Origin of the sequence: Actinospineispora spinosispora DSM 44797, from assembly GCF_000429025.1 — a bacterium.
GTDB classification, from domain to species: Bacteria; Actinomycetota; Actinomycetes; order Mycobacteriales; family Pseudonocardiaceae; genus Pseudonocardia; species Pseudonocardia spinosispora.
The window spans coordinates 1-17,889 of record NZ_KE386836.1 but is presented as its reverse complement, the minus strand read 5'-3'; the positions used below and the strand labels follow the sequence as shown (position 1 = coordinate 17,889).

Below are 17,889 nucleotides of genomic sequence, written 5' to 3'. Positions count from 1 at the left end.
TGCGTCGCACATGTCCGGACGTGTGCGACGCAGCACGAAGGTGTGCACGGTGCGCCGGCCGCGCCCGCGCGGGCCCGGGCCTTCGCGGCTGGTGTCAGGCCACCGGGTCGCCGGGGGTTCCGGCGTCGGGAGCGAGCAGGTGGACCGTGCCGTCGGCGGTGCAGCCGCCCAGGAGCAGGAACTCGCTGCGGAAGCCGGCTATACGCTTCGCGCCCAGGTTGACCGCGCCGACCACCAGACGCCCGATGAGCTGTTCGCGGGTGTAGTTGGTGATCTGTGCACTGGTCTGCAGCTCACCGATGTCGCCGAAGTCGACCGTCACCTTCCACGCCGGCCGGCGCGCCTCGGGGAACTCCCGCACGTCGGTCACCCGGCCGACACGCATGTCGACCGAGAAGAACGCCTCCGGCGTCGTCTGTTCCTTCGCTGCCGTACTCACCTGGCGAATTATCCTCACGGCACCAGCAGCGACTTGCCGAGCACCTCCCGCGCCTCGATCGCCGCGTGCGCCCGCGCCGCCTGCTCCAGCGGGTAGGTGCGGCTGATGATCGGCCGCAGGCGTCCGGCCGCCGCCTCGTGCAGCAGCCCCGCGGCGCGGGGGTGGAGCTCGGCGGCCAGGTCGGCCAGCTGCTCCATTCCGATCGTCGACACGCCCCGCGCACGGGCCTCCGCAGGGGGAATCGCGATCGGCGAACCACCGGCGCGCCCGTAGTTCGAGTATCGGCCGCCCACCACCACCCGGGAGAACGCCGCCCGGCCCAGCTGCGCCCCGACGCCGTCGAACACGACGTCCAGCTCGGGCAGCCGGTCGAGCCAGCCGGGCTCGCTGTAGTCGACGGCGAGATCGGCGCCCAGCTCGGTGATCAGCTCCAGCTTGTGAGCACCCCGAGCAGCACCGATCACGTACGCCCCAGCACGGTGCGCCAGCTGGACGAGCAGCGTGCCGAGCCCACCCGCCGCTGGTTGGATCAATACGGTGTCACCTCGGCGCACGGGGGTCCGTTCGAGCACTCCGAGCGCGGTCGCACCATCGTGCAGCAGCGCCACCGCGGTGTCCAGGCCCAGGCCGTCCGGCACCGGGATCAGCGCCGATTCGGTGGCGGTCACCTGGCTCGCGTAGCCGCCCCCGCCGAGGGCGGCCAGCACCCGCCGCCCGACCCACTCCCCGGCGACACCGTCGCCGACCGAACGCACCTGCCCGGCCACGCCCGCGCCGGGTACGTACGGCGGACGGACCGTGAAGTAGTCGCCGCCCTCACCGCGCCGGATCATCGCGTCGACCGACAGCACACCGGCCACCACGACGTCGATCACCACGTGGCCCGGCCCGGCGACCAAGTCCGGCGCCGTCACCATTCGGAACACCTCGGGCCCGCCGAACTCGTCGACCTGCATCATCCTCATGACCCGAGCGTGAACCATCAACTTAAGTTGAGGTCAAGCCCAGTTCGGTGAGCAACGCGGCCGCGGCGGGTACCGGAGACCGGTCGGCGGCTACGACCACGGCGAGCTCGCGCACGATCGCCGGTTCGATCGGTATCGCCGCGACCCGGTCGGCGTGACGTGCCGTCGACCGGGGAAGCAGCGACACCCCGAGCCCGTGCCGGACCAGCTCGACCAGGTCGGCGAACGTGTCCACCTCGCAGCAGCTCCGGCGGGACAGCCCGGCCTCGGCGCACCCGGCGTCGATGCGCGCCCGCAACGCCGAGTCGGCGCGGAACTCGACGAAGTCCTCGTCCGCGAGTGCGTCGAGCCGTACCAGAGGGGCACCGACCAGCGGGTGGTCCGGGGCCGCCACGAGCACGAGCGGCTCGGCGCCCAGCGGGAACGCCCGCACCCTGCCGAGGTCGAACGGGTGGTCGACGAACGCGATGTCCAGCTCACCCTCCGCCGTGGCGTGGACCAGCGAGCCGACGTTGTTGTTGCGCAGCCGCAACACCACGGCGGGATGGCGCCGGTGGAAGTCGGCGAGCAGCGCGGGGACCTCGACGATGCCGAACGACTGGATCATCCCGATCCGCAGCTCGCCGCGCAGCAGGCCGCGCACCGCGTCGACCGCCTCGCGGCCTTCCCTGGCCGCGGCGAGCGCCCGGTACGCGGCGGGCAGCAGCGCCCGCCCGGCCTCGGTCAGCTCGACGCTCCGGCTCCCCCTGGTCAGCAGTGCACCGCCCAGCTCACGCTCCAGCGCCCGGATGGAGCTGGACAGGCTCGACTGGACGATGTGCACGCGCGCCGCGGCACGAGTGAAGTGCCTCTCCTCGACGACCGCCACGAAGTGTTCGAGCTGCCGCAACTCCATGCATCGACTGTACCGATCACAGACATCGGAACAATCTGTTAGATCAATGGCGAACCGCGAGTCACCCTGGAGTCATGACCCTGCACGACGATCTGACACTCGATCCGAGGCCGGCCACTCGACGTCGCCCGTCCGGGCCGGTGGCGGGCGCGCTGGTGGCCTACGCGTTCGCCGCGACGATGCTCGGTACGACACTGCCGACCCCGCTGTACCCGCTCTACCAGCGACAGTTCGACTTCTCCAACCTGCTGACCACGGTCATCTACGCGGTGTACGCGGCCGGGGTCCTCGCCGCGCTGCTGCTGTTCGGGCGCGCGTCGGACCTGCTCGGCAGACGCCGGGTGCTGCTGGCCGCGCTGGCCGTCTCGGCGCTGTCCGCGCTGGTCTTCCTGACCGACAGCGGACTCACCGCACTGTTCGTCGGCCGAGTCCTCTCCGGCCTGTCGGCGGGCCTGTGCACCGGGACCGCGACGGTCGCGCTGGTCGAGCTGTTCGGGCCTCGCCACCATCACCGCGCGACCATGATCGCCACGGCGGTCAACATGCTCGGTCTCGGCTGCGGTCCGTTGCTGGCCGGGCTGCTCGCCGAGTACGCCCCCGCGCCGCTGCGCCTGCCGTTCCTGGTGAACCTCATGCTGCTCGTCCCGGCCGCCATCGGGGTGTGGTTCGCACCGGAGACCGTCACCGCGACCAGGACGGGATGGCCGAGGGCGCAGCGGCTCGGCGTGCCGGAGCAGGCTCGCGCCGTGTTCCTGCCCGCCGCCGTCGCGGTGTTCGCCGCGTTCGCGGTGTTCGGTCTGCTGACCGCGATCGAGCCCGGCTTCCTGAGCACGTTGCTGCACCTGCCGAGCCGGGCGTTGGCCGGCGCGGTTGTGTTCAGCATGTTCGCCGGTTCGCTGCTCGGTCAGGCGGCCCACGTCCGGCTGTCCACCCGCGCCGCGCTACCGGCCGGCTGCCTGGTGCTCGTGACCGGCCTGGCCGCGATCGCCGCCGCGCTGGGCACCGCATCGCTCGTCGCGCTGGTCATCGGAACCGTGGTGGTCGGCATCGGCCAGGGCATCAGCTTCCGCGCGGGCATGCTGGCGATCACCGAGCACAGCCCCGCCGACCGGCGCGCGGAGACCGTCTCGAGCTTCTTCGTCGTCGCCTACCTGGGCATCTCCGTGCCGGTGATCCTGGTCGGGTGCGCGGCCCAGCTGTTCGGCCTGCGCACCGCGGGCATCGCCTTCACGATCGCCACCGCCGCGCTCGCACTCACCGCGCTGGCGATCGTGCTCCGGCTCGAACGTCGGTCCTGAGGGTTAGCGCGGCGGCCAGCTCGGGCACTGGCCGCCGCCCCCCTCCGATGTCGCGCCGCCGTTATCCAGGGCGCGGGGACTCCGGGGCTTCCGAAGTGCCCGCCGGGAGCCCCCGCCCGGCGCGACAAAGACCTCAGTCGTTCGGCATCGTGTTCGACGTGGCGCTCGGGACCGTGTTCGACGAGTCGAGGGTGGTCCCGTCGGGCGCGGCGGCCGCCGGATAGCCATCGGACACCGACGCGGCGGGCGCCGCCGGGAGGTCGGCCGGAACCGGCGGCAGGCCGGCGGGCGCAGCCGGCAGTCCGGCCGGCGCGGCGGGTAGAGCGGCGGGTGCGGCCGGGAGGCCGGCGGGAAGCCCCGCCGGGACCGGCGGAACGGCAGCCGGAACGGGCGGGAGACCAGCCGGGAGCTGAGGTGCGGCGGGCAGACCGCCCGGAAGCGGCGGGACGCCGGCCGGCAGACCCGCGGGCACACCGGCCGGAAGACTCGGCGCGGCCGGAAGACCGGCGGGCAGTCCACCCGGAACCGGGGGCACACCCGCGGGCAGACCGGACGGAGGGCTCGGCGCCGACGGAAGCCCGGAAGGCAGACCGGAGGGCAACCCCGACGGGAGGCTCGGCGCGGACGGCAGGCCCGAGGGCAGACCGGAGGGAACCCCGGACGGGACCGGCAGACCCGACGGACTCGGCAGGCCGGAGGGAACCGGTAGACCGGACGGCGAGGGCAGGCCGGACGGAGTCGGCAAGCCCGAGGGAGTCGGCAGACCGGACGGTGTGGGCACCTCCGGAGCCTGCTTCGCCATCGCCCTGAGCACCGGCGTCGCGTCCCGAGGTGCCGCGGACTGCCCGGCCGCGGACCACAGACCGATCATCGACAGCAGCAGCACAGCCGCCACCGCCGCGGCCGCTACGGCATGTAGCGCCGGGCTCGGAGGGCTACCGGTTCGTTTGTTCATGGTCTGCCCACCTCCGTGCCGTTAGCCCAATGGTGAAACGCTGCTGTTCATCCAGCCGTCAGCATCACGTCACTGTGACACCATTTGTCACGTTCACCACATCAGTCACACGGGACGATAGATCATTAAGGTGGCCGATTACAAGATTGGCTACTGAATGTAACCCTGAAGTGGAACTTCAGCCTCCGACCCGCATCCAGCCGAGGACCGGAGTGGACTGCAGGAAGACCAGCAGACACATCGCCAACAGGAACAGCGCACTCCAGCCGATGACCCGACGGAACAGGATCCCCTCCGCCCCGACCTCACCCACGGCCGCCGTGCCGATCGCCAGGTTCTGCGGTGAGATCATCTTCGCCATGACCCCGCCGGAAGTGTTCGCGGCGCCGAACAGGATCGGGTCAGCGTGCAGCTGGGCCGCCGCGGTCACCTGGAGCTTGCCGAACAGCGCGTTCGCGCCCGCGTCGGTGCCGGTCACCGCCACACCGAACCAGCCGACGACCGGCGACAGGAACGCGAAGAACAGCCCCGCCTGAGCCAGCCACAGCCCGAGCGTGGAGATCTCGCCGGACAGGTTCATGACGTAGGACAGCGCGAAGACCAACAGGATCGTCACGATCGCCCAGCCGAACTGGCGCAGCGTCTCACCGTAGGTCCGCAGCGCGGCCATCGGTGACACGCGCAGGATCACCGAGCTGATCACCCCGGACAGGAACAGCAGCGTCCCGGTGGCCGCGAGCCAGTTGAGCTTGAACGCCACCGACACCGGCTTGCCCGCCTCCGACAGGATGTGCAGCCCCGGCCACTGGAACGTCACGGTGGGCGCGTCCAGCGCGGTGCTGATTCCGGGCAGCTGGGCGAGGGTGAACGCGACGACCACGACCGCGTACGGGGCGAACGCGATCAGCTTGTCCCGCCGCGAGTCGTTCACCGGGGGCTCCTGGTCCGGGCTCGGTGCTGAACCGCCGCCGACCGACACCGACGGCGCGCCGACCTGCACCGCGCTGGGCTTCCACACCTTGTTCAGCGCGACCACGGCGACCGCGGAGACGAGCGCGGCGAAGATGTCGCACAGCTTGTAGTTGACGAAGTTCGAGAACGCGAACTGGGCGATCCCGAACGACAGCCCACAGGTCAGCGCGGCCGGCCAGACCTCGCGAATGCCACGCCTGCCGTCCACGATCCCGACCAGCACGAACGGCACGAACACGGCGAGCAGCGACACCTGCCGCCCGGCCATGGCACCGAACTCGGCAGCGGGCAGCTCGGTGACCTGGCCCATGATGGTGATCGGGTTGCCCAGTCCGCCGAACGCGACCGGCGCGGTGTTGGCCACCAGCGCGACGGTCGCGGCCTTCAGCGGACTGAAGCCGATCGCGATCAGCATGACCGCGCAGATCGCGATCGGCGAGCCGCCACCGGCCAGCGACTCCAGCAGCGCGCCGAAGGAGAAGGCGATGACGATCGACTGAATCCGCCGGTCGTCACTGATCGCGGTGAACGCCCTGCGCAGCACGGCGAAATGCCCGGACCGGACGGTCAGGTTGTAGATCCAGATGGCGTTGAAGGTGATCCACAGAACGGCGAGCACGCTCAGCGCCGCGCCGAACACGCCGGCGTTGAGTGTCTGCCCCAGCGGCATCCGATAGATCCCGAGCGCGATCGCCACGGCGATCACCAGCGAGAGTGCACCCGCCCAGTGCGCCCGCCATCGGAACACCCCGAGCGCCACGAGCAGCGCCACCAGCGGCAGGGCCGCGAACAACGCGGACAGGGCCAGTGAACCGGTCGGGTTGAGGTTCTGGGTGTACATCGACTACCTCCGGGCGAGCACAGCGCTGTGTCGGTCGCATTCACATATGTGACGGCTAGCCATATATGAGAACCTCGAACATGGTGACACCCGCCACTCTCGAAGGAAAGAGCTCACCGGCGATCAATGCCGCCGAGATGCCATTCACCGCGTGATAACACCCGGCCGGCGGATTTCGAGCGCGCCGTTATAGCAGGGAACGCGGGTGCGCATGTATCACAGGGGGGCGCTACTCCACGGTCGGTCGTCTCCTCTCGAGGCGCCGGCCAAGGAACCGTGGTGGGAGGGGGAGGCACTCCCCCGGCCGAGCTCTCCCACCGCGGTGCTGCTCGAGTGGTCCACAATCATGCGCATGAGCGCACCCCACGGCATCGACTGGCACTGGGCGACGACCACCGGCGGCAACCTGACCAAGGAACAACGTCGCCAGCTGCTGACGCCGCTGCTGCGAACCGTCGTCGGCTACTCACGGACCCGGCTCAAGCTGGCGCTCGGACTGCGAGGCAGCGGCGCGTTGGACATCGACACGCTGAACTGGCCGGACTCGGCGCTCGCCAAGGCGGCCGAGGAGGAGGCCCGCGAGTCGCTCTCTCCCGACCTGCTCGCGCACTCGTACCGGACATACCTGTTCGGGCTCGTCCTCGCCGACCTCGACCACGCTCCGGTCGACGAGGAGCTGTGCTACGTCGCGTGCCTGCTGCACGACCTGAAGATCGCCACGCCCACTCCCGGCCGCTGTTTCGCGGTGGTCGGCGGTGAGCAGACCGAACGGTTCGCGTTGGACCACGGCACCCCACCGGAGCGGGCGGCCGCCATCGGTGCGGCGATCGCCGCGCACATCACCCCCGGCGCCGCGGATGACCTGTCCGACCCCGGCGGCTTCGTTTCAGCGGGTGCGTTCGTGGACGTCTCCGGCGCGCGCCTGGACGAGATGCGTCCGCACTGGGTCGCCGACCTACTGTCCCGCCACCCGCGCCCCGACTTCAAACAACGCCTGCGCACCTACTGGGCAGCGGAGAGCGCCGCGGTCCCGGCCGGCAGGGCCAACTGGCTCACCAGGTCAGCGGGCCTGCCCCTACTGGTCCGAGCAGCCCCGTTCAGTTCCTGACGTCTCGCACAGAACGAGTACACGCCGCACAGAGGCTGGAGGCTCTGCGCGGCGTGTGGACGGTCTGTGCGAGCGTGCTGTCAGGAGAGCGAACGGGCGCCGCCCCGAGCACGGAACGTCACCCCGGCCTCCTGCAGCAAGCGACGGACACGACCGATGCTGTATCCGGTTTCGGAACAGATTTCACGCACACTGCGGCCTTGCTCATATCGCCGGAGCAACTCGGTCCCGATCTTGTCTCGCTGATTTCCGGGGAGCCGCTGCCCTCGGCGCAGCGTAGGGGTCTTCGCCATGAAGCAGATCTTGCCGGGTGATAGCGCGGAAGATCCAGCACGAGAATTACAGTGACCTGAATTGGCTCAGTCGAATCTAAGTGTAAGCAGGATACTGTTTTCCGCGGGGCACGACGTCTTCCGCCGCCTCGGCTCCCCAGGCGCTCCAGCCGTCACGGGGGTACCGTGCAAACAATTCGAGATATGGACCAGGTGAACACGACTCGATCAGGTCGTACATTTCATCCGGTTTACGGGAATGCTCGCGCTTACGTGTCTCGATCATGTTGACCTGGCTGCGGCCCGGCGCCAACGTGCGCATCGACCCACGTACCCCGAACAGAACCAGCTCAGTGACGTTGCGGAAGTAGAACCCGACGCCACGCCCGTCCGGCCCACCGTCCTTGCGACGCTTGGCCCACACCAGGTTCGACACGTACCGGAAGCCCCACGCCTCGAGTACCTGCAGACCTTCGGGGAGCAGCGCGTTCGGCACCCACAGGTACAGATGCGCGTTCTCGGCGGCGGCACCGGCAATGGGCAGTGCGCGGATGTCGGCCAGCGTCATCGTGTCGTACCGGTCGAGCCTGCGGTGTTCCGGCGCGACCTTCCCGGTGCGATTGGTGAAACGCCACGGCGGATCGGCGTAAATGGTCGAATACCCCTCGGCGGGCCGAGGAATCGGCGCGACCGCAATAGGCTGGTCATCGACCCGCAATGGGCGCGGGCCGAGTGGGACCGAGGTGTCGGACACGATCGGACCCGTAGCCACGTCAGTGACCGGAACAGCATTCATCCTGTGGCTCCTGTTCGCCCAGCGAGCCGAATTCGGCGCTCTGATTTACCCGATACACCTGTGGCAAGGGACTCACCGCCACCCATGCGAAAACCCTCGTTCAGGCGAGCGGCGAACCCGGATACCCGCCGCCGGGATGCACTGTCGGTCAGCTCCACAGCACAAGACGATAGGGAGTACAGCGCCTCAAACCCGGCTCTCGGCCGGCCCGGCGTGTCTCACCGCCGGGTGTCCGGCCGGTCCGACACCCACCGCCAGGTGCCGTCGAGCTGCCGGCGAGCGACCTCGGCGGTCGCCTGGTCCGGGCCGAGCCGGGTCGAGGTGAGCGCGACATCGCGCAGCCGCAGCACAGGACGCTGCTCACCGAGAGTGAACACCGGGGCCGACGCCAGCAACTCGCTGAAGTACCGGCCGATCGAGGCGGCGCCCCGAATCTCGACACCCTCCGGGGTGGTGAGCACCGCGTCGCCCTCGTACAGCCCGACGAGGCCGTCGACGTCCCCCGCGTTGGCCAGCCGCACGAACAGCCCCGGCAGATCTTCCGGCTGCCGCGCGACGTCCTGGTCGGTGATCTCCAGCGTGCTGAACAGATCGGTTGTCATGCCCCGTTCCTACCCGCGGGCACCGACAGTCTTCTTGGGCCTGTTCCGCGCGGAGTTTTTCTGTGACCACCCCGGCTCGCGCAAGCGCTCGCTGGGGTACTCCCAGAAAAACAAACCTCGTTCCTCGGTTGAGCGCGCGCTTGTTGTCACCGTGAGAGCCGCCGTCCGGCTTGGGAGCCTGGTTGCGGACATTCAGTACGCCGGCCTTCGCCGGAACTCCTTCGGAGACTTGCGGAGCCGACTTCTACCGCACTCGGAAAGGTGGCTGGTCAACCGCGACGGCGCTTGCGGGCAGTTTCGTTGCCAGGGGGCGCAGCAGGACGCTGGCTGTCAGGCAGGCGAGTGCCACCACCAGCCAGGGCAGCCAGTAGGACACCGAGAACAAGCCGACCACCGCCGGCGCCAGCACCCCGGCCAGTGTGAACGCGTACTGGAACGCCGCGAGGTGCCGTCCTCGGGACGCGACCGGAGCGGCGGCCTCGGCCAGCGCGTTCGCCCGAGGACCGAAGATCAGGTTCCCTGTCCCGAAGACCACCACGGCCCCCACCAGATAACCGGGCTGGACAGCGGACGGCAGCCACCGGGCCGCCACCGAGATCAGACACCACGTGGCGAACAGAACCGCGCCGAGAGACATCGCACCGAGGCGCGACCACCGTCGGGTCAGGCGCAGCATCGCCGTGCCGAACAGGGCGCTCATCGCGGTCAACAGCGCCAACAGCACCCCGGGCAGCCAGTTCGGGCCGTGCAGGACGTCCAGCACGAACACCGGCACGCCGATCAGGAAGAAGTCCACGGCCAGCGAGAACAGCATCGTGGTGCCGATCAGCAACAGGTAGGGGCGGTTGCGCAGCACCCCGACACCGTTCGGTTCGTCCCTGGCGGGACGTTGGTGAGACACCCGCAGCAGCACCGCGAGCCCCGCCGCCACCACGAACGTCAGCCCGTCCACACCGATCGCCCAGCGCAGCACCGTGTCCCCACCGGCGAGCAGCACCCCGGCGGCGAGCGCACCGAACCCGAAGGCCGCCGAGCGCACCATGCCCACGACGGCGAAAGCCCGATCCTTCGGTCCGGTCCCCGCCACATCGGCGATGAGCGCGAACAGGGCGCTGTAGAACATCTGCTGCCCCATCGCCAGCAGCAGCGCGCCGACCACCACCGACGCCACGCCGGACGCCGTCAGATAGACCAGCGCGGCCACCGCCTGCAGCACCTGCGACACGACCACGACCGGCCGGGGCCCGACCCGGTCCACCAGCGGACCGACCAGTGCCGGAACCAGCAGGCCCGCGACCGTACCGGCCGTCACCGCCGCACCGGCCACGCCGAGCGGCAGCCCGACGACCCGCGTCACGTAGACCATGGTCAACGGCAGGAACAGCCCCGAGCCGAGATTGTCCACTCCCAGGGCGATCAGCAGCACGACCCAGTTCCGGCGCATCGAACCTCAGGCTAGAGCACGCTCCAGGGTTTGACTGTGAGTGCACTCCAACCTTTAACGTGGGGCGCGTGACCACAGTCGAGGTGTTGAACAACCTGGTCGACCGCGCGCCCACCGACGGGCTGCCGGAGCTCAGTGAGCTGCTGGCCTGCTCGGTCAGGGCCGAGGACGCACCGGACGAGCCGCTCACGGTCAGCCAGACCGCGGACCTGCTCGGCCTGACCGGGCACACGCTGCGCTACTACGAGCGGATCGGACTGGTCGACGTCGACCGCTCCGGGTCCGGGCAGCGGCGCTACGACCGCAAGTCGCTCGGCCGCATCATCTTCATCACCCGCCTGCGGTCCTCCGGCATGTCGATCAGCGACATCAGCGAGTACATCGGGCTGGTCGAACAGGGCGACTCCACCGTCGCCAAGCGGCTGGACCTGATGTACCGGCACCGCGCGAAGGTCAAGGCCCAGCTCGAAGAGCTGCGCTATGCGCTCGCCGTCATCGACTACAAGATCGCCACGTACGGCGGCACCATGGCCGGCTGACCCGGCCCGTTCCACCTTCTTCTTCCACCCCCCGAGCACGAAGGACGGATTTGTCATGCTCAAAAACACCCTCGCCACCCGGAAACTGCGCCATCTGGAGGTGTCCGCGCTCGGCCTCGGCTGCATGGGGATGAGCTTCGGCTACGGCCCCGGCGACCAGGACGAGTCGCTCGCCACCCTGAACCAGGCGATCGACGACGGTGTCACGCTGTTGGACACCGCCGACATGTACGGCGTCGGGCGCAACGAGGAGCTGCTGGCCCAGGTCCTGCGCACCCGGCGCGACGAGGTCGTGGTCGCCACCAAGTTCGGCATCGTGGCCGGTCCGGGCAACGAGGTCACCGGGCTCGACGGATCACCCGAGTACGCGGCGCGGGCCGTCGACGCGTCGCTGCGCAGGCTCGGCGTGGACACGATCGACCTGTACTACCTGCACCGCGTCGACCCCTCGGTGCCGATCGAGGAGACCGTCGGCGCGATGGCGCGCATGGTCGAGCAGGGCAAGGTCCGCCACCTCGGTCTGTCCGAGGCGTCTGCCGACACGCTGCGTCGGGCCCAGGCGGTGCATCCGATCACGGCGGTGCAGAGCGAATGGTCGATCTTCAGCAGGGACATCGAGGCCGACGTCCTGCCGACCGCCCGCGAGCTGGGGATCGGCATCGTGCCCTACAGCCCGCTCGGCCGGGGCCTGCTCACCGGTTCCGTCGCCGCCACCCACGACCTGGCCGACAACGACTTCCGCCGGACCCTTCCGCGCTGGCAGGCGGAGAACCTGGAGGCCAACCTCGAGCTGGTCCGCCGGGTGCGGGTGATCGCCGACCAGCTGGAGGCGACGCCGGGCCAGGTCGCGCTGGCCTGGCTGCTCGGCCAGGGCCTCGACGTGGTGCCGATCCCCGGCACGAAGCGGCGCGGCTACCTGAGCGAGAACCTCCGCTCGGCCGCACTGACCCTGAGCCCCGACCAGCTGCGCACCCTGTCGAAGCTGACCCCGGCCGGCGACCGGTACCCCGACATGAACTGGGTCAAGGGCGAGAGCGCCTGACGACCTCGTGAGTGTTGAGTATGGCCATGGCCATACTCAACACTCACGAGAGTCTGAGCGGGTTGAAGACGTCGGCGGCGACGACGAGCAGGCTGTAGCAGATGAACAGCAGGCCGACGGCATAGGCGACCGGCATCATCTTGGCGATGTCCACCGGTCCCGGGTCAGCCCGACCGCGCAGCGTCGCGATGCGCCGACGGACCGACTCCCACGCGGCGGCCATGATCTGCCCGCCGTCGAACGGCGGCAGCGGCAGCAGGTTGATCAGGAACATGGACAGGTTGACCCCGGCCAGCAGGTTCAGCAGGAACGCCAGCTTCGACTTGATCGGGCTGTCCTGTCCGAGCACCTCACCGCCGATCCGGGACACCCCGACGACACTCATCGGGGTGTCGATCTCGCGTTTCTCGCCGAGGAAAGCCTGCCGGAACAGCTCCGGCACCCGGCTGGGCAGCGCGGCGAGCGCACTTCCGGTGACCGTGACGTACTGGCCGAGCTGCTGCGCCACGAAGCCGGGCCCTCGGGTCTGGTAGTCCATGACCGGGCTGTAGCCGAGGAACGCGGCCTGCTCGTACCCGACGGTGCCGTCCAGCTTGCCGACGGTGTTCTGCACCGGTGTGATCGTGAGGGTCTGCTCGTGGCCGTCACGCATCACGACCAGCGGCACCGTGCCGGTGACCGTCCGGACGGCGCGGCGGAACGTCTCCCAGTCGTCGTAGCGGACGCCGGCCAGGCTCACGATCGTGTCGCCGGGTTTCAGCCCGGCTGCCGCCGCGGGCGTCGGCGGCGCGTCGGCCGGGCACTCGGTCATCGCGGCCTGGTCGGCGCGCAGTGTGCACTTGGCGACGTAGCCGACGGTCATCGTGCCGGGGGTGCCGATCGCCATCAGCGCGATCGCGATCAGGACCACGGCCAGGATCAGGTTCATCACCGGACCGGCGGCCATCACGACGATCCGCTTCCACGGCGACCGGGTCCAGAACTCGCGGGTTTCGTCGCCGGGGCGCCACAGCAGGTCGGACTCGGCGCGGACACTCTCCACGAGCCCTTGGAACGGGCCGCTCTTGCGGCTGCGCCCGTGCGTCTCACCGGCGCGCGGCGGGAGCATGCCGACCATGCGGATGTAGCCGCCGACCGGGATGACCTTGAACCCGAACTCGGTCTCACCGATCTGCCGGGAGAACAGCGTCCGGCCCCAGCCGACCATGAACTCGGGCACCCGGATGCCGAAGTACTTCGCCGTCGAATAATGGCCGAGCTCATGCCAGGCGATGGCGAACGCGATGCCCAGTGCGAACAGCACGATTCCCAGGACGTACAGCATGACCCCCGAGCCTACGGGTGACCCGATCCGCCGCCGGTGCCGCGGTCGGACAGGACCTGCGCCATGAGCATCGTGGCCGGCCCGAAACCGCCGCGTTCGTAGAACGGCACGGCCCGTTCGGTCGGTGACAGCACCACCCGCACACACCCGGCGGCGCGCGCGTGCGCCATGACCGTGTCGAGCAGTGCGGCGCCGAGCCCCTGGTCGCGGCATTCGGCGACGACGAGTGCGTTGCTCAGGTACCCCCAGCACGAGTGGGCACGGCTCGGGGTGGGCATCCGTTCGAACAGCACCAGGCTCATCATCCCGACCAGCTCACCGTCCGGCTGCTCCGCGACGAACACGGTCCGGCTGTCCTCCTCGGCGAGGAACCACTCGGTGAGCCGTTCCTCGAAGGCCTCGTCGGCCACCTCGTCGGTCCACTGCGCTCGCAACCGGGCGAGCCTCGGTAGGTCCGCGACCTCAGCGGGCCGGATCACCGCGCTCATGCGCCGAGCAGCGAGCGGCAGGCGTCCAGTCCGGACACCGACAGCGACCAGTCAGGACGCCGCAGGTCCCCGGCGTCGAGCAGCAGCCGGGTCTGGGTGGCGACCGCGCCACGCCGGATCCACGTCTCGGTGCCGTCCGCGCGGTACCCGACCTTCTCCGAGACCCGACGCGACGACGCGTTGTCGAGGAACGCTCCCGAGCGTGCGGTCCTGGCACCCAGATGGTCGAACGCGAACATCAGGACGGCGGCGCGCATCTCGGTCCCGTAGCCCTGCCCCTGCCAGTCCATGCCGAGCCAGGACCCGCTGGACACCTCACGGCTGAGCGCGAAGTTCGTCGCGGTCAGGCCCTGGCAGCCGATCACCTGCCCGTCCACCCGGATCAGGAACTGAACCGTCCAGTCTCGTGGGTTCAGCGCGGCACGCATCGACCAGTGATATTGCACCAGGTTGCGGCCCAGCTCGTCCGGATCGGCGTCGGTCCACGGGAACGCGAACGGCATCTGCTCCGGCGGGTGGACGCCCTTGCGCGCGACCGAGGCGAGCTCGGCGAGACCGGCATCGTCGTCGGGGCGCAGCTCCAGCCGGGGTGTACGCAGCACGAGCTGGTGCAGCGGCCACTGATCAAGATCGAACATTCCTACAGTGTCCCGAACCGGCGGGGTACCCGCGACCGAGATACGGTCCGAACCATGCAGGCGATCACCGTGCGCGAACCAGGCGGCCCCGAGGCACTGGAGTGGACCGAGGTCCCCGACCCGGAAGCCGGTCCCGGCGAGGTCGTGATCGACGTGGTGGCGGGTGCGGTGAACCGCGCCGACCTGTTGCAGCGCCAGGGCTTCTACCCACCGCCGCCCGGCGCATCCGAGATCATCGGCATGGAATGTTCCGGGCGGATCGCCGCGCTCGGTGACGGCGTGACCGACTGGCAGGTCGGCGACCAGGTGTGCGCGCTGCTGTCCGGCGGCGGCTACGCGGAGAAGGTCGCGGTGCCGGCCTCCCACCTGCTTCCCCTGCCCGACGGGGTGTCCCTGGTCGAGGCGGGCGGGCTACCCGAGGTCGCGTGCACGGTGTGGTCGAACCTGGTCGGTCAGGCCGGGCTGCGAGCCGGTGAGCTGGTCCTGATCCAGGGCGGTACCGGCGGCATCGGGACGCACGCGATCCAGGTCGCCGCCGCGCTCGGCGCCCGGGTCGCCGCGACGGCGGGCAATCCCGAGCGTCTGCGCCGCTGCCGCGAGCTCGGCGCCGAGCTGGCCATCGACTACCACGACACCGACATCGCCGACCAGCTGCGCGCCGCGAGCGATGGCCGGGGCGCCGACGTCATCCTGGACAACATGGGCGCCGCCGCGCTCGCCGACAACATCGACCGGCTCGCTCCCGGTGGACGGCTAGTCGTCATCGGGCTGCAGGGCGGGGTGAAGGCCGAGCTGAACCTGAACACCCTGTTGCGTAAGCGGGCCAGCGTCGCCGCGACGAACCTGCGGGGACGTCCCACCGAGGGTTCCGACGGGAAGGCGGCGATCGTGGCCGCCGTCCGCACCGGACTGTGGCAACTGATCTCCGAGGGCAAGGTCAAGCCCATCACCCATACGGCCCTGCCCATGTCGTCCGCGGCCGAGGCTCATCGTCTGCTGGAGGCCGGCGGCGTGATCGGCAAACTGTTGCTCACCGTCTGAGCTCACCGGTGTGCGGCCAGCACCGCCGCGAGGCCCGCCTGGACGTCATTGACGAAGTACCCGGGAACCTCCAGCGAGGGGAAATGTCCCCCGGTCTCGGGCGAGGACCAGCGGACGATCTGCCGGAACCGTTGCTGCGCCCAGGGGCGCGGGCACCTGTCGATGTCGCGCGGATACATGCTGATCGCCGACGGCACGTCGACCCGGAGCTCGGGATCGAGCGCCCGGTGGCTCTCGCGGTAGATGCGGGCCGCCGATGCGCCGGTCCGGGTCAGCCAGTACAGCGTGACGTCGTCGAGAACGCGGTCCCTGGAGATCCTCTCGAACGGGCTGTCGTCGGTGTCCGACCACTCGGCGAACTTGTCCAGGATCCAGGCGAGCAGCCCGACCGGTGAGTCGACGAGCGAGTAGCCGATGGTCTGCGGCCGGGTCGCCTGCTGCTTCGCGTACGCCGCGCGCCGAAGCCAGAAGTCCTGGGTCTCCTCGGCCCACCTGCGCTCGACCGACGTCAGCCCGTCGGTCGACAGCCCCGGCGGCGCCTCCGCGACCGTTGTGTGGATGCCGAGAAGGTGCTCCGGGAACCTGCCGCCGAGGACCGTGGTGATCACACCTCCCCAGTCGCCGCCGTGGGCAACGAACCTGCGGTAACCGAGCCTGCCCATCAGCTCCACCCACGCGGCCGCGATCTTCTCGATCCCCCACCCGCTGGCGGCCGGCCGGTCGCTGTACCCGAAGCCGGGCAGCGACGGGACCACGACGTGGAACGCCGGCGCGTCCGCGTCCGTCGGCTCCGCCAGCTCATCCACCACGTCGACGAACTCGGCGACGCTGCCAGGCCAGCCGTGCGTCACGATCAGCGGAGTGGCGTCCGCGCGTGTGGACCGGCGGTGCAGGAAGTGGATCCCCAGGCCGTCGATGACCGTGCGGAACTGGCCGATGCGGTCGAGGCGCTTCTCGAACGACCGCCAGTCGTACCCGGTACGCCAGTAGTCCACGAGATCGACGAGGTCGGCGAGCGGGACGCCCTGATCCCACCGGTGAGAGTCCGGCGCGGCGTGATCGACGGTCTCGGCCTCCGGTAGCCGCGCGGCGGCCAGTCGCGCACGCAGATCGTCCAGTTCGGCATCGGTCGCGTGCGCTTCGAATACGTGCACGTCGCTGCTCGGGCGGGGCATGGGACCTCCTGGTCATCGTGGAACCGGCTAAGACGGTTCTAACATGACATTACGGCGAGCCGCAACCGGCTAAGGTGGTTCCATGCGTGCTGAATTCCCCGACTTCCGACTGGATACCGTCCTAGCGACGAGCTTCACGGGGACCCTGTCGGAGCGTCACGGCAACGCCGTGGAGCGCATTCCCACGCCACGACGGCTCGTCGACTGGCTGGCCCTGTACGGCCTCACCGTGGACACCTGCACCCCCGCCCAGCTAGACCTAGCCCGGGAGCTGAGGGAGTCGATCCACGCCGCGGCGACAGCGGCCGCGATCCAGGACGCCCTCCCCCCGGCCGCTGTCCAGGTCATCAACGACCGCAGCGCTCAGGGGCAAGCCTCAGCGATCCTGACGCCCGATGGCGAACGGCACTGGCGGCTAGGCGCTGCGTCCCCCGTGGAAGACGCCCTCGGCGTGATCGCCGCCGACGCGATCAGCATCATCGCGGGCGAACGCGACGGAAGGCTGGCCCTGTGCGGGTCACCGACCTGCCAGGCCGCCTTCTTCGACACCAGCCAGAGCCGGACCCGCAGATGGTGTGACATGAACACGTGCGGGAACCGCGAGAAGAAGGCCCGTTTCAATGCCAATCGGAGCAAGCTCAGTTCTTGAGGGTTTTGTTCCCCGCTGGCCATCGATCGTTCTTGGTGTGGCCGGTCGTTGTCAATCCCGCTTCGCGCTTCGACGCGGTCTCCTGGTGCACATGCAGCAGGGTCGAAGTAAAGGATTGACAACGACAGGCCACACCAAGAAGCAGGCCAGGATCGCGGGGGAAGGGTGGAGTGTGCGGGAAACGACGTGGACCAGTACCTGCGGCTGCTCGCGAAAAAATTTGTTTGCAGTAACAATCTTTAAACAGCAACAACAGTCAGCTAGCAGGCTCTCTGGCCGGGCCTTTTGGCTCACGGGTCGGGGACCGTCGTCGGGTACGTCGGCGACGCAACCTCCGGGGCTTCAACTTCTCTAAAACTTTCTTCGCTCGAACCCCGGATTTTGCTGCAAAACTGTCAGACCCCCC

The 17,889-nt window shown here is 69.6% G+C and carries 19 protein-coding genes; 6 read left to right on the top strand and 13 right to left on the bottom strand.

Annotation, left to right across the window (positions count from 1 at the left end; translation table 11 throughout):
• Nucleotides 1-94 precede the first annotated feature (94 nt).
• The 3 genes from G406_RS0137115 to G406_RS0137105 are packed head-to-tail and all read right to left on the bottom strand — an operon-like array spanning nt 95 to nt 2,299.
• Nucleotides 95-439 carry a tRNA-binding protein gene (locus G406_RS0137115; protein WP_028937770.1) on the bottom strand — a complete coding sequence of 115 codons (345 nt, stop codon included), beginning with the start codon at nt 437-439 and terminating at the stop codon, nt 95-97.
• Nucleotides 440-453: 14 nt separating this feature from the next.
• Entirely contained in the window at nt 454-1,404 is a 951-nt protein-coding gene (locus tag G406_RS0137110) for a zinc-binding dehydrogenase (protein ID WP_028937769.1), read from the bottom strand.
• A 22-nt stretch (nt 1,405-1,426) separates the two neighbouring features.
• Nucleotides 1,427-2,299 (bottom strand): LysR family transcriptional regulator, encoded by an 873-nt coding sequence (locus G406_RS0137105; RefSeq protein WP_028937768.1) that lies wholly within the window; start codon nt 2,297-2,299, stop codon nt 1,427-1,429.
• Between the two features lie 74 nt (nt 2,300-2,373).
• Between G406_RS0137105 and G406_RS0137100 the strand changes: the two genes are divergently transcribed.
• Nucleotides 2,374-3,597, top strand: a complete 1,224-nt coding sequence (locus G406_RS0137100; RefSeq protein WP_028937767.1) for an MFS transporter — start codon at nt 2,374-2,376, stop codon at nt 3,595-3,597.
• A 133-nt stretch (nt 3,598-3,730) separates the two neighbouring features.
• Here the strand turns inward: G406_RS0137100 and G406_RS54925 are convergent, their stop codons facing one another.
• Nucleotides 3,731-4,552 carry a hypothetical protein gene (locus G406_RS54925; RefSeq protein ID WP_156935353.1) on the bottom strand — a complete coding sequence of 274 codons (822 nt, stop codon included), beginning with the start codon at nt 4,550-4,552 and terminating at the stop codon, nt 3,731-3,733.
• A gap of 178 nt (nt 4,553-4,730) precedes the next feature.
• A complete protein-coding gene (locus G406_RS0137090; RefSeq protein ID WP_028937765.1) occupies nt 4,731-6,365 on the bottom strand; it encodes an L-lactate permease in 1,635 nt (544 codons plus the stop codon).
• 352 nt (nt 6,366-6,717) lie between these two features.
• On the opposite strand from G406_RS0137090, the gene G406_RS0137085 reads away from it, so the two are divergent.
• Entirely contained in the window at nt 6,718-7,473 is a 756-nt protein-coding gene (locus tag G406_RS0137085) for an HD domain-containing protein (RefSeq protein WP_028937764.1), read from the top strand.
• A gap of 80 nt (nt 7,474-7,553) precedes the next feature.
• On the opposite strand, the gene G406_RS59210 is transcribed toward G406_RS0137085, so the two are convergent.
• From G406_RS59210 to G406_RS0137070, 4 genes are all read right to left on the bottom strand, one after another.
• Complete coding sequence (locus G406_RS59210; protein WP_084216668.1) at nt 7,554-7,766, bottom strand: helix-turn-helix domain-containing protein; 213 nt, start codon at nt 7,764-7,766, stop codon at nt 7,554-7,556.
• 76 nt (nt 7,767-7,842) lie between these two features.
• On the bottom strand, nt 7,843-8,541 hold the full coding sequence (locus G406_RS0137080) for an MT-A70 family methyltransferase (protein ID WP_084216667.1): 699 nt from the start codon (nt 8,539-8,541) through the stop codon (nt 7,843-7,845).
• 218 nt (nt 8,542-8,759) lie between these two features.
• A complete protein-coding gene (locus tag G406_RS0137075) occupies nt 8,760-9,143 on the bottom strand; it encodes a YybH family protein (RefSeq protein ID WP_051343203.1) in 384 nt (127 codons plus the stop codon).
• 244 nt (nt 9,144-9,387) lie between these two features.
• Nucleotides 9,388-10,587 (bottom strand): MFS transporter, encoded by a 1,200-nt coding sequence (locus G406_RS0137070; RefSeq protein ID WP_028937761.1) that lies wholly within the window; start codon nt 10,585-10,587, stop codon nt 9,388-9,390.
• A gap of 68 nt (nt 10,588-10,655) precedes the next feature.
• Between G406_RS0137070 and G406_RS0137065 the strand changes: the two genes are divergently transcribed.
• Together G406_RS0137065 and G406_RS0137060 are read left to right on the top strand one after the other, a co-directional pair.
• Nucleotides 10,656-11,126: a MerR family transcriptional regulator gene (locus G406_RS0137065; RefSeq protein WP_028937760.1), complete on the top strand. Its 471-nt coding sequence runs from the start codon at nt 10,656-10,658 to the stop codon at nt 11,124-11,126.
• Nucleotides 11,127-11,181: 55 nt separating this feature from the next.
• Nucleotides 11,182-12,168: an aldo/keto reductase gene (locus tag G406_RS0137060; protein WP_028937759.1), complete on the top strand. Its 987-nt coding sequence runs from the start codon at nt 11,182-11,184 to the stop codon at nt 12,166-12,168.
• Nucleotides 12,169-12,211: 43 nt separating this feature from the next.
• Here G406_RS0137060 and G406_RS0137055 read toward each other — a convergent pair whose 3' ends face one another.
• From G406_RS0137055 to G406_RS0137045, 3 genes are read right to left on the bottom strand one after another with little or no spacing between them, the layout of a single operon-like run.
• The gene (locus G406_RS0137055) at nt 12,212-13,492 is read right to left on the bottom strand and encodes a M50 family metallopeptidase (RefSeq protein WP_028937758.1); all 1,281 of its coding nucleotides are present in this window, start codon (nt 13,490-13,492) and stop codon (nt 12,212-12,214) included.
• An 11-nt stretch (nt 13,493-13,503) separates the two neighbouring features.
• Nucleotides 13,504-13,980: a GNAT family N-acetyltransferase gene (locus G406_RS0137050; RefSeq protein WP_037080659.1), complete on the bottom strand. Its 477-nt coding sequence runs from the start codon at nt 13,978-13,980 to the stop codon at nt 13,504-13,506.
• Entirely contained in the window at nt 13,977-14,618 is a 642-nt protein-coding gene (locus tag G406_RS0137045; protein ID WP_028937756.1) for a GNAT family N-acetyltransferase, read from the bottom strand. Before G406_RS0137045 ends, G406_RS0137050 begins: the two co-directional genes overlap by 4 nt.
• Before the next feature lie 54 nt (nt 14,619-14,672).
• Here G406_RS0137045 and G406_RS0137040 point away from each other — a divergent pair, with 54 nt between their 5' ends.
• The gene (locus G406_RS0137040) at nt 14,673-15,659 is read left to right on the top strand and encodes an NAD(P)H-quinone oxidoreductase (protein ID WP_028937755.1); all 987 of its coding nucleotides are present in this window, start codon (nt 14,673-14,675) and stop codon (nt 15,657-15,659) included.
• Nucleotides 15,660-15,661: 2 nt separating this feature from the next.
• On the opposite strand, the gene G406_RS0137035 is transcribed toward G406_RS0137040, so the two are convergent.
• Nucleotides 15,662-16,834: an epoxide hydrolase family protein gene (locus G406_RS0137035; protein WP_028937754.1), complete on the bottom strand. Its 1,173-nt coding sequence runs from the start codon at nt 16,832-16,834 to the stop codon at nt 15,662-15,664.
• Between the two features lie 82 nt (nt 16,835-16,916).
• On the opposite strand from G406_RS0137035, the gene G406_RS0137030 reads away from it, so the two are divergent.
• Complete coding sequence (locus G406_RS0137030; protein ID WP_028937753.1) at nt 16,917-17,483, top strand: CGNR zinc finger domain-containing protein; 567 nt, start codon at nt 16,917-16,919, stop codon at nt 17,481-17,483.
• The last annotated feature ends 406 nt before the right edge of the window (nt 17,484-17,889 follow it).

Excerpts from the sequence above, each read along its gene's own strand:
- G406_RS0137045 (WP_028937756.1), bottom strand. The coding sequence starts at position 14,618 with ATGTTCGATCTTGATCAGTGGCCGCTGCACCAGCTCGTGCTGCGTACA.
- G406_RS59210 (WP_084216668.1), bottom strand. The coding sequence starts at position 7,766 with ATGGCGAAGACCCCTACGCTGCGCCGAGGGCAGCGGCTCCCCGGAAAT.
- G406_RS0137100 (WP_028937767.1), top strand. The coding sequence starts at position 2,374 with ATGACCCTGCACGACGATCTGACACTCGATCCGAGGCCGGCCACTCGA.
- G406_RS0137110 (WP_028937769.1), bottom strand. The coding sequence starts at position 1,404 with ATGAGGATGATGCAGGTCGACGAGTTCGGCGGGCCCGAGGTGTTCCGA.
- G406_RS0137030 (WP_028937753.1), top strand. The coding sequence starts at position 16,917 with ATGCGTGCTGAATTCCCCGACTTCCGACTGGATACCGTCCTAGCGACG.
- G406_RS54925 (WP_156935353.1), bottom strand. The coding sequence starts at position 4,552 with ATGAACAAACGAACCGGTAGCCCTCCGAGCCCGGCGCTACATGCCGTA.
- G406_RS0137090 (WP_028937765.1), bottom strand. The coding sequence starts at position 6,365 with ATGTACACCCAGAACCTCAACCCGACCGGTTCACTGGCCCTGTCCGCG.
- G406_RS0137040 (WP_028937755.1), top strand. The coding sequence starts at position 14,673 with ATGCAGGCGATCACCGTGCGCGAACCAGGCGGCCCCGAGGCACTGGAG.
- G406_RS0137035 (WP_028937754.1), bottom strand. The coding sequence starts at position 16,834 with ATGCCCCGCCCGAGCAGCGACGTGCACGTATTCGAAGCGCACGCGACC.
- G406_RS0137085 (WP_028937764.1), top strand. The coding sequence starts at position 6,718 with ATGAGCGCACCCCACGGCATCGACTGGCACTGGGCGACGACCACCGGC.
- G406_RS0137070 (WP_028937761.1), bottom strand. The coding sequence starts at position 10,587 with ATGCGCCGGAACTGGGTCGTGCTGCTGATCGCCCTGGGAGTGGACAAT.
- G406_RS0137060 (WP_028937759.1), top strand. The coding sequence starts at position 11,182 with ATGCTCAAAAACACCCTCGCCACCCGGAAACTGCGCCATCTGGAGGTG.
- G406_RS0137050 (WP_037080659.1), bottom strand. The coding sequence starts at position 13,980 with ATGAGCGCGGTGATCCGGCCCGCTGAGGTCGCGGACCTACCGAGGCTC.
- G406_RS0137075 (WP_051343203.1), bottom strand. The coding sequence starts at position 9,143 with ATGACAACCGATCTGTTCAGCACGCTGGAGATCACCGACCAGGACGTC.
- G406_RS0137055 (WP_028937758.1), bottom strand. The coding sequence starts at position 13,492 with ATGCTGTACGTCCTGGGAATCGTGCTGTTCGCACTGGGCATCGCGTTC.
- G406_RS0137105 (WP_028937768.1), bottom strand. The coding sequence starts at position 2,299 with ATGGAGTTGCGGCAGCTCGAACACTTCGTGGCGGTCGTCGAGGAGAGG.
- G406_RS0137080 (WP_084216667.1), bottom strand. The coding sequence starts at position 8,541 with ATGAATGCTGTTCCGGTCACTGACGTGGCTACGGGTCCGATCGTGTCC.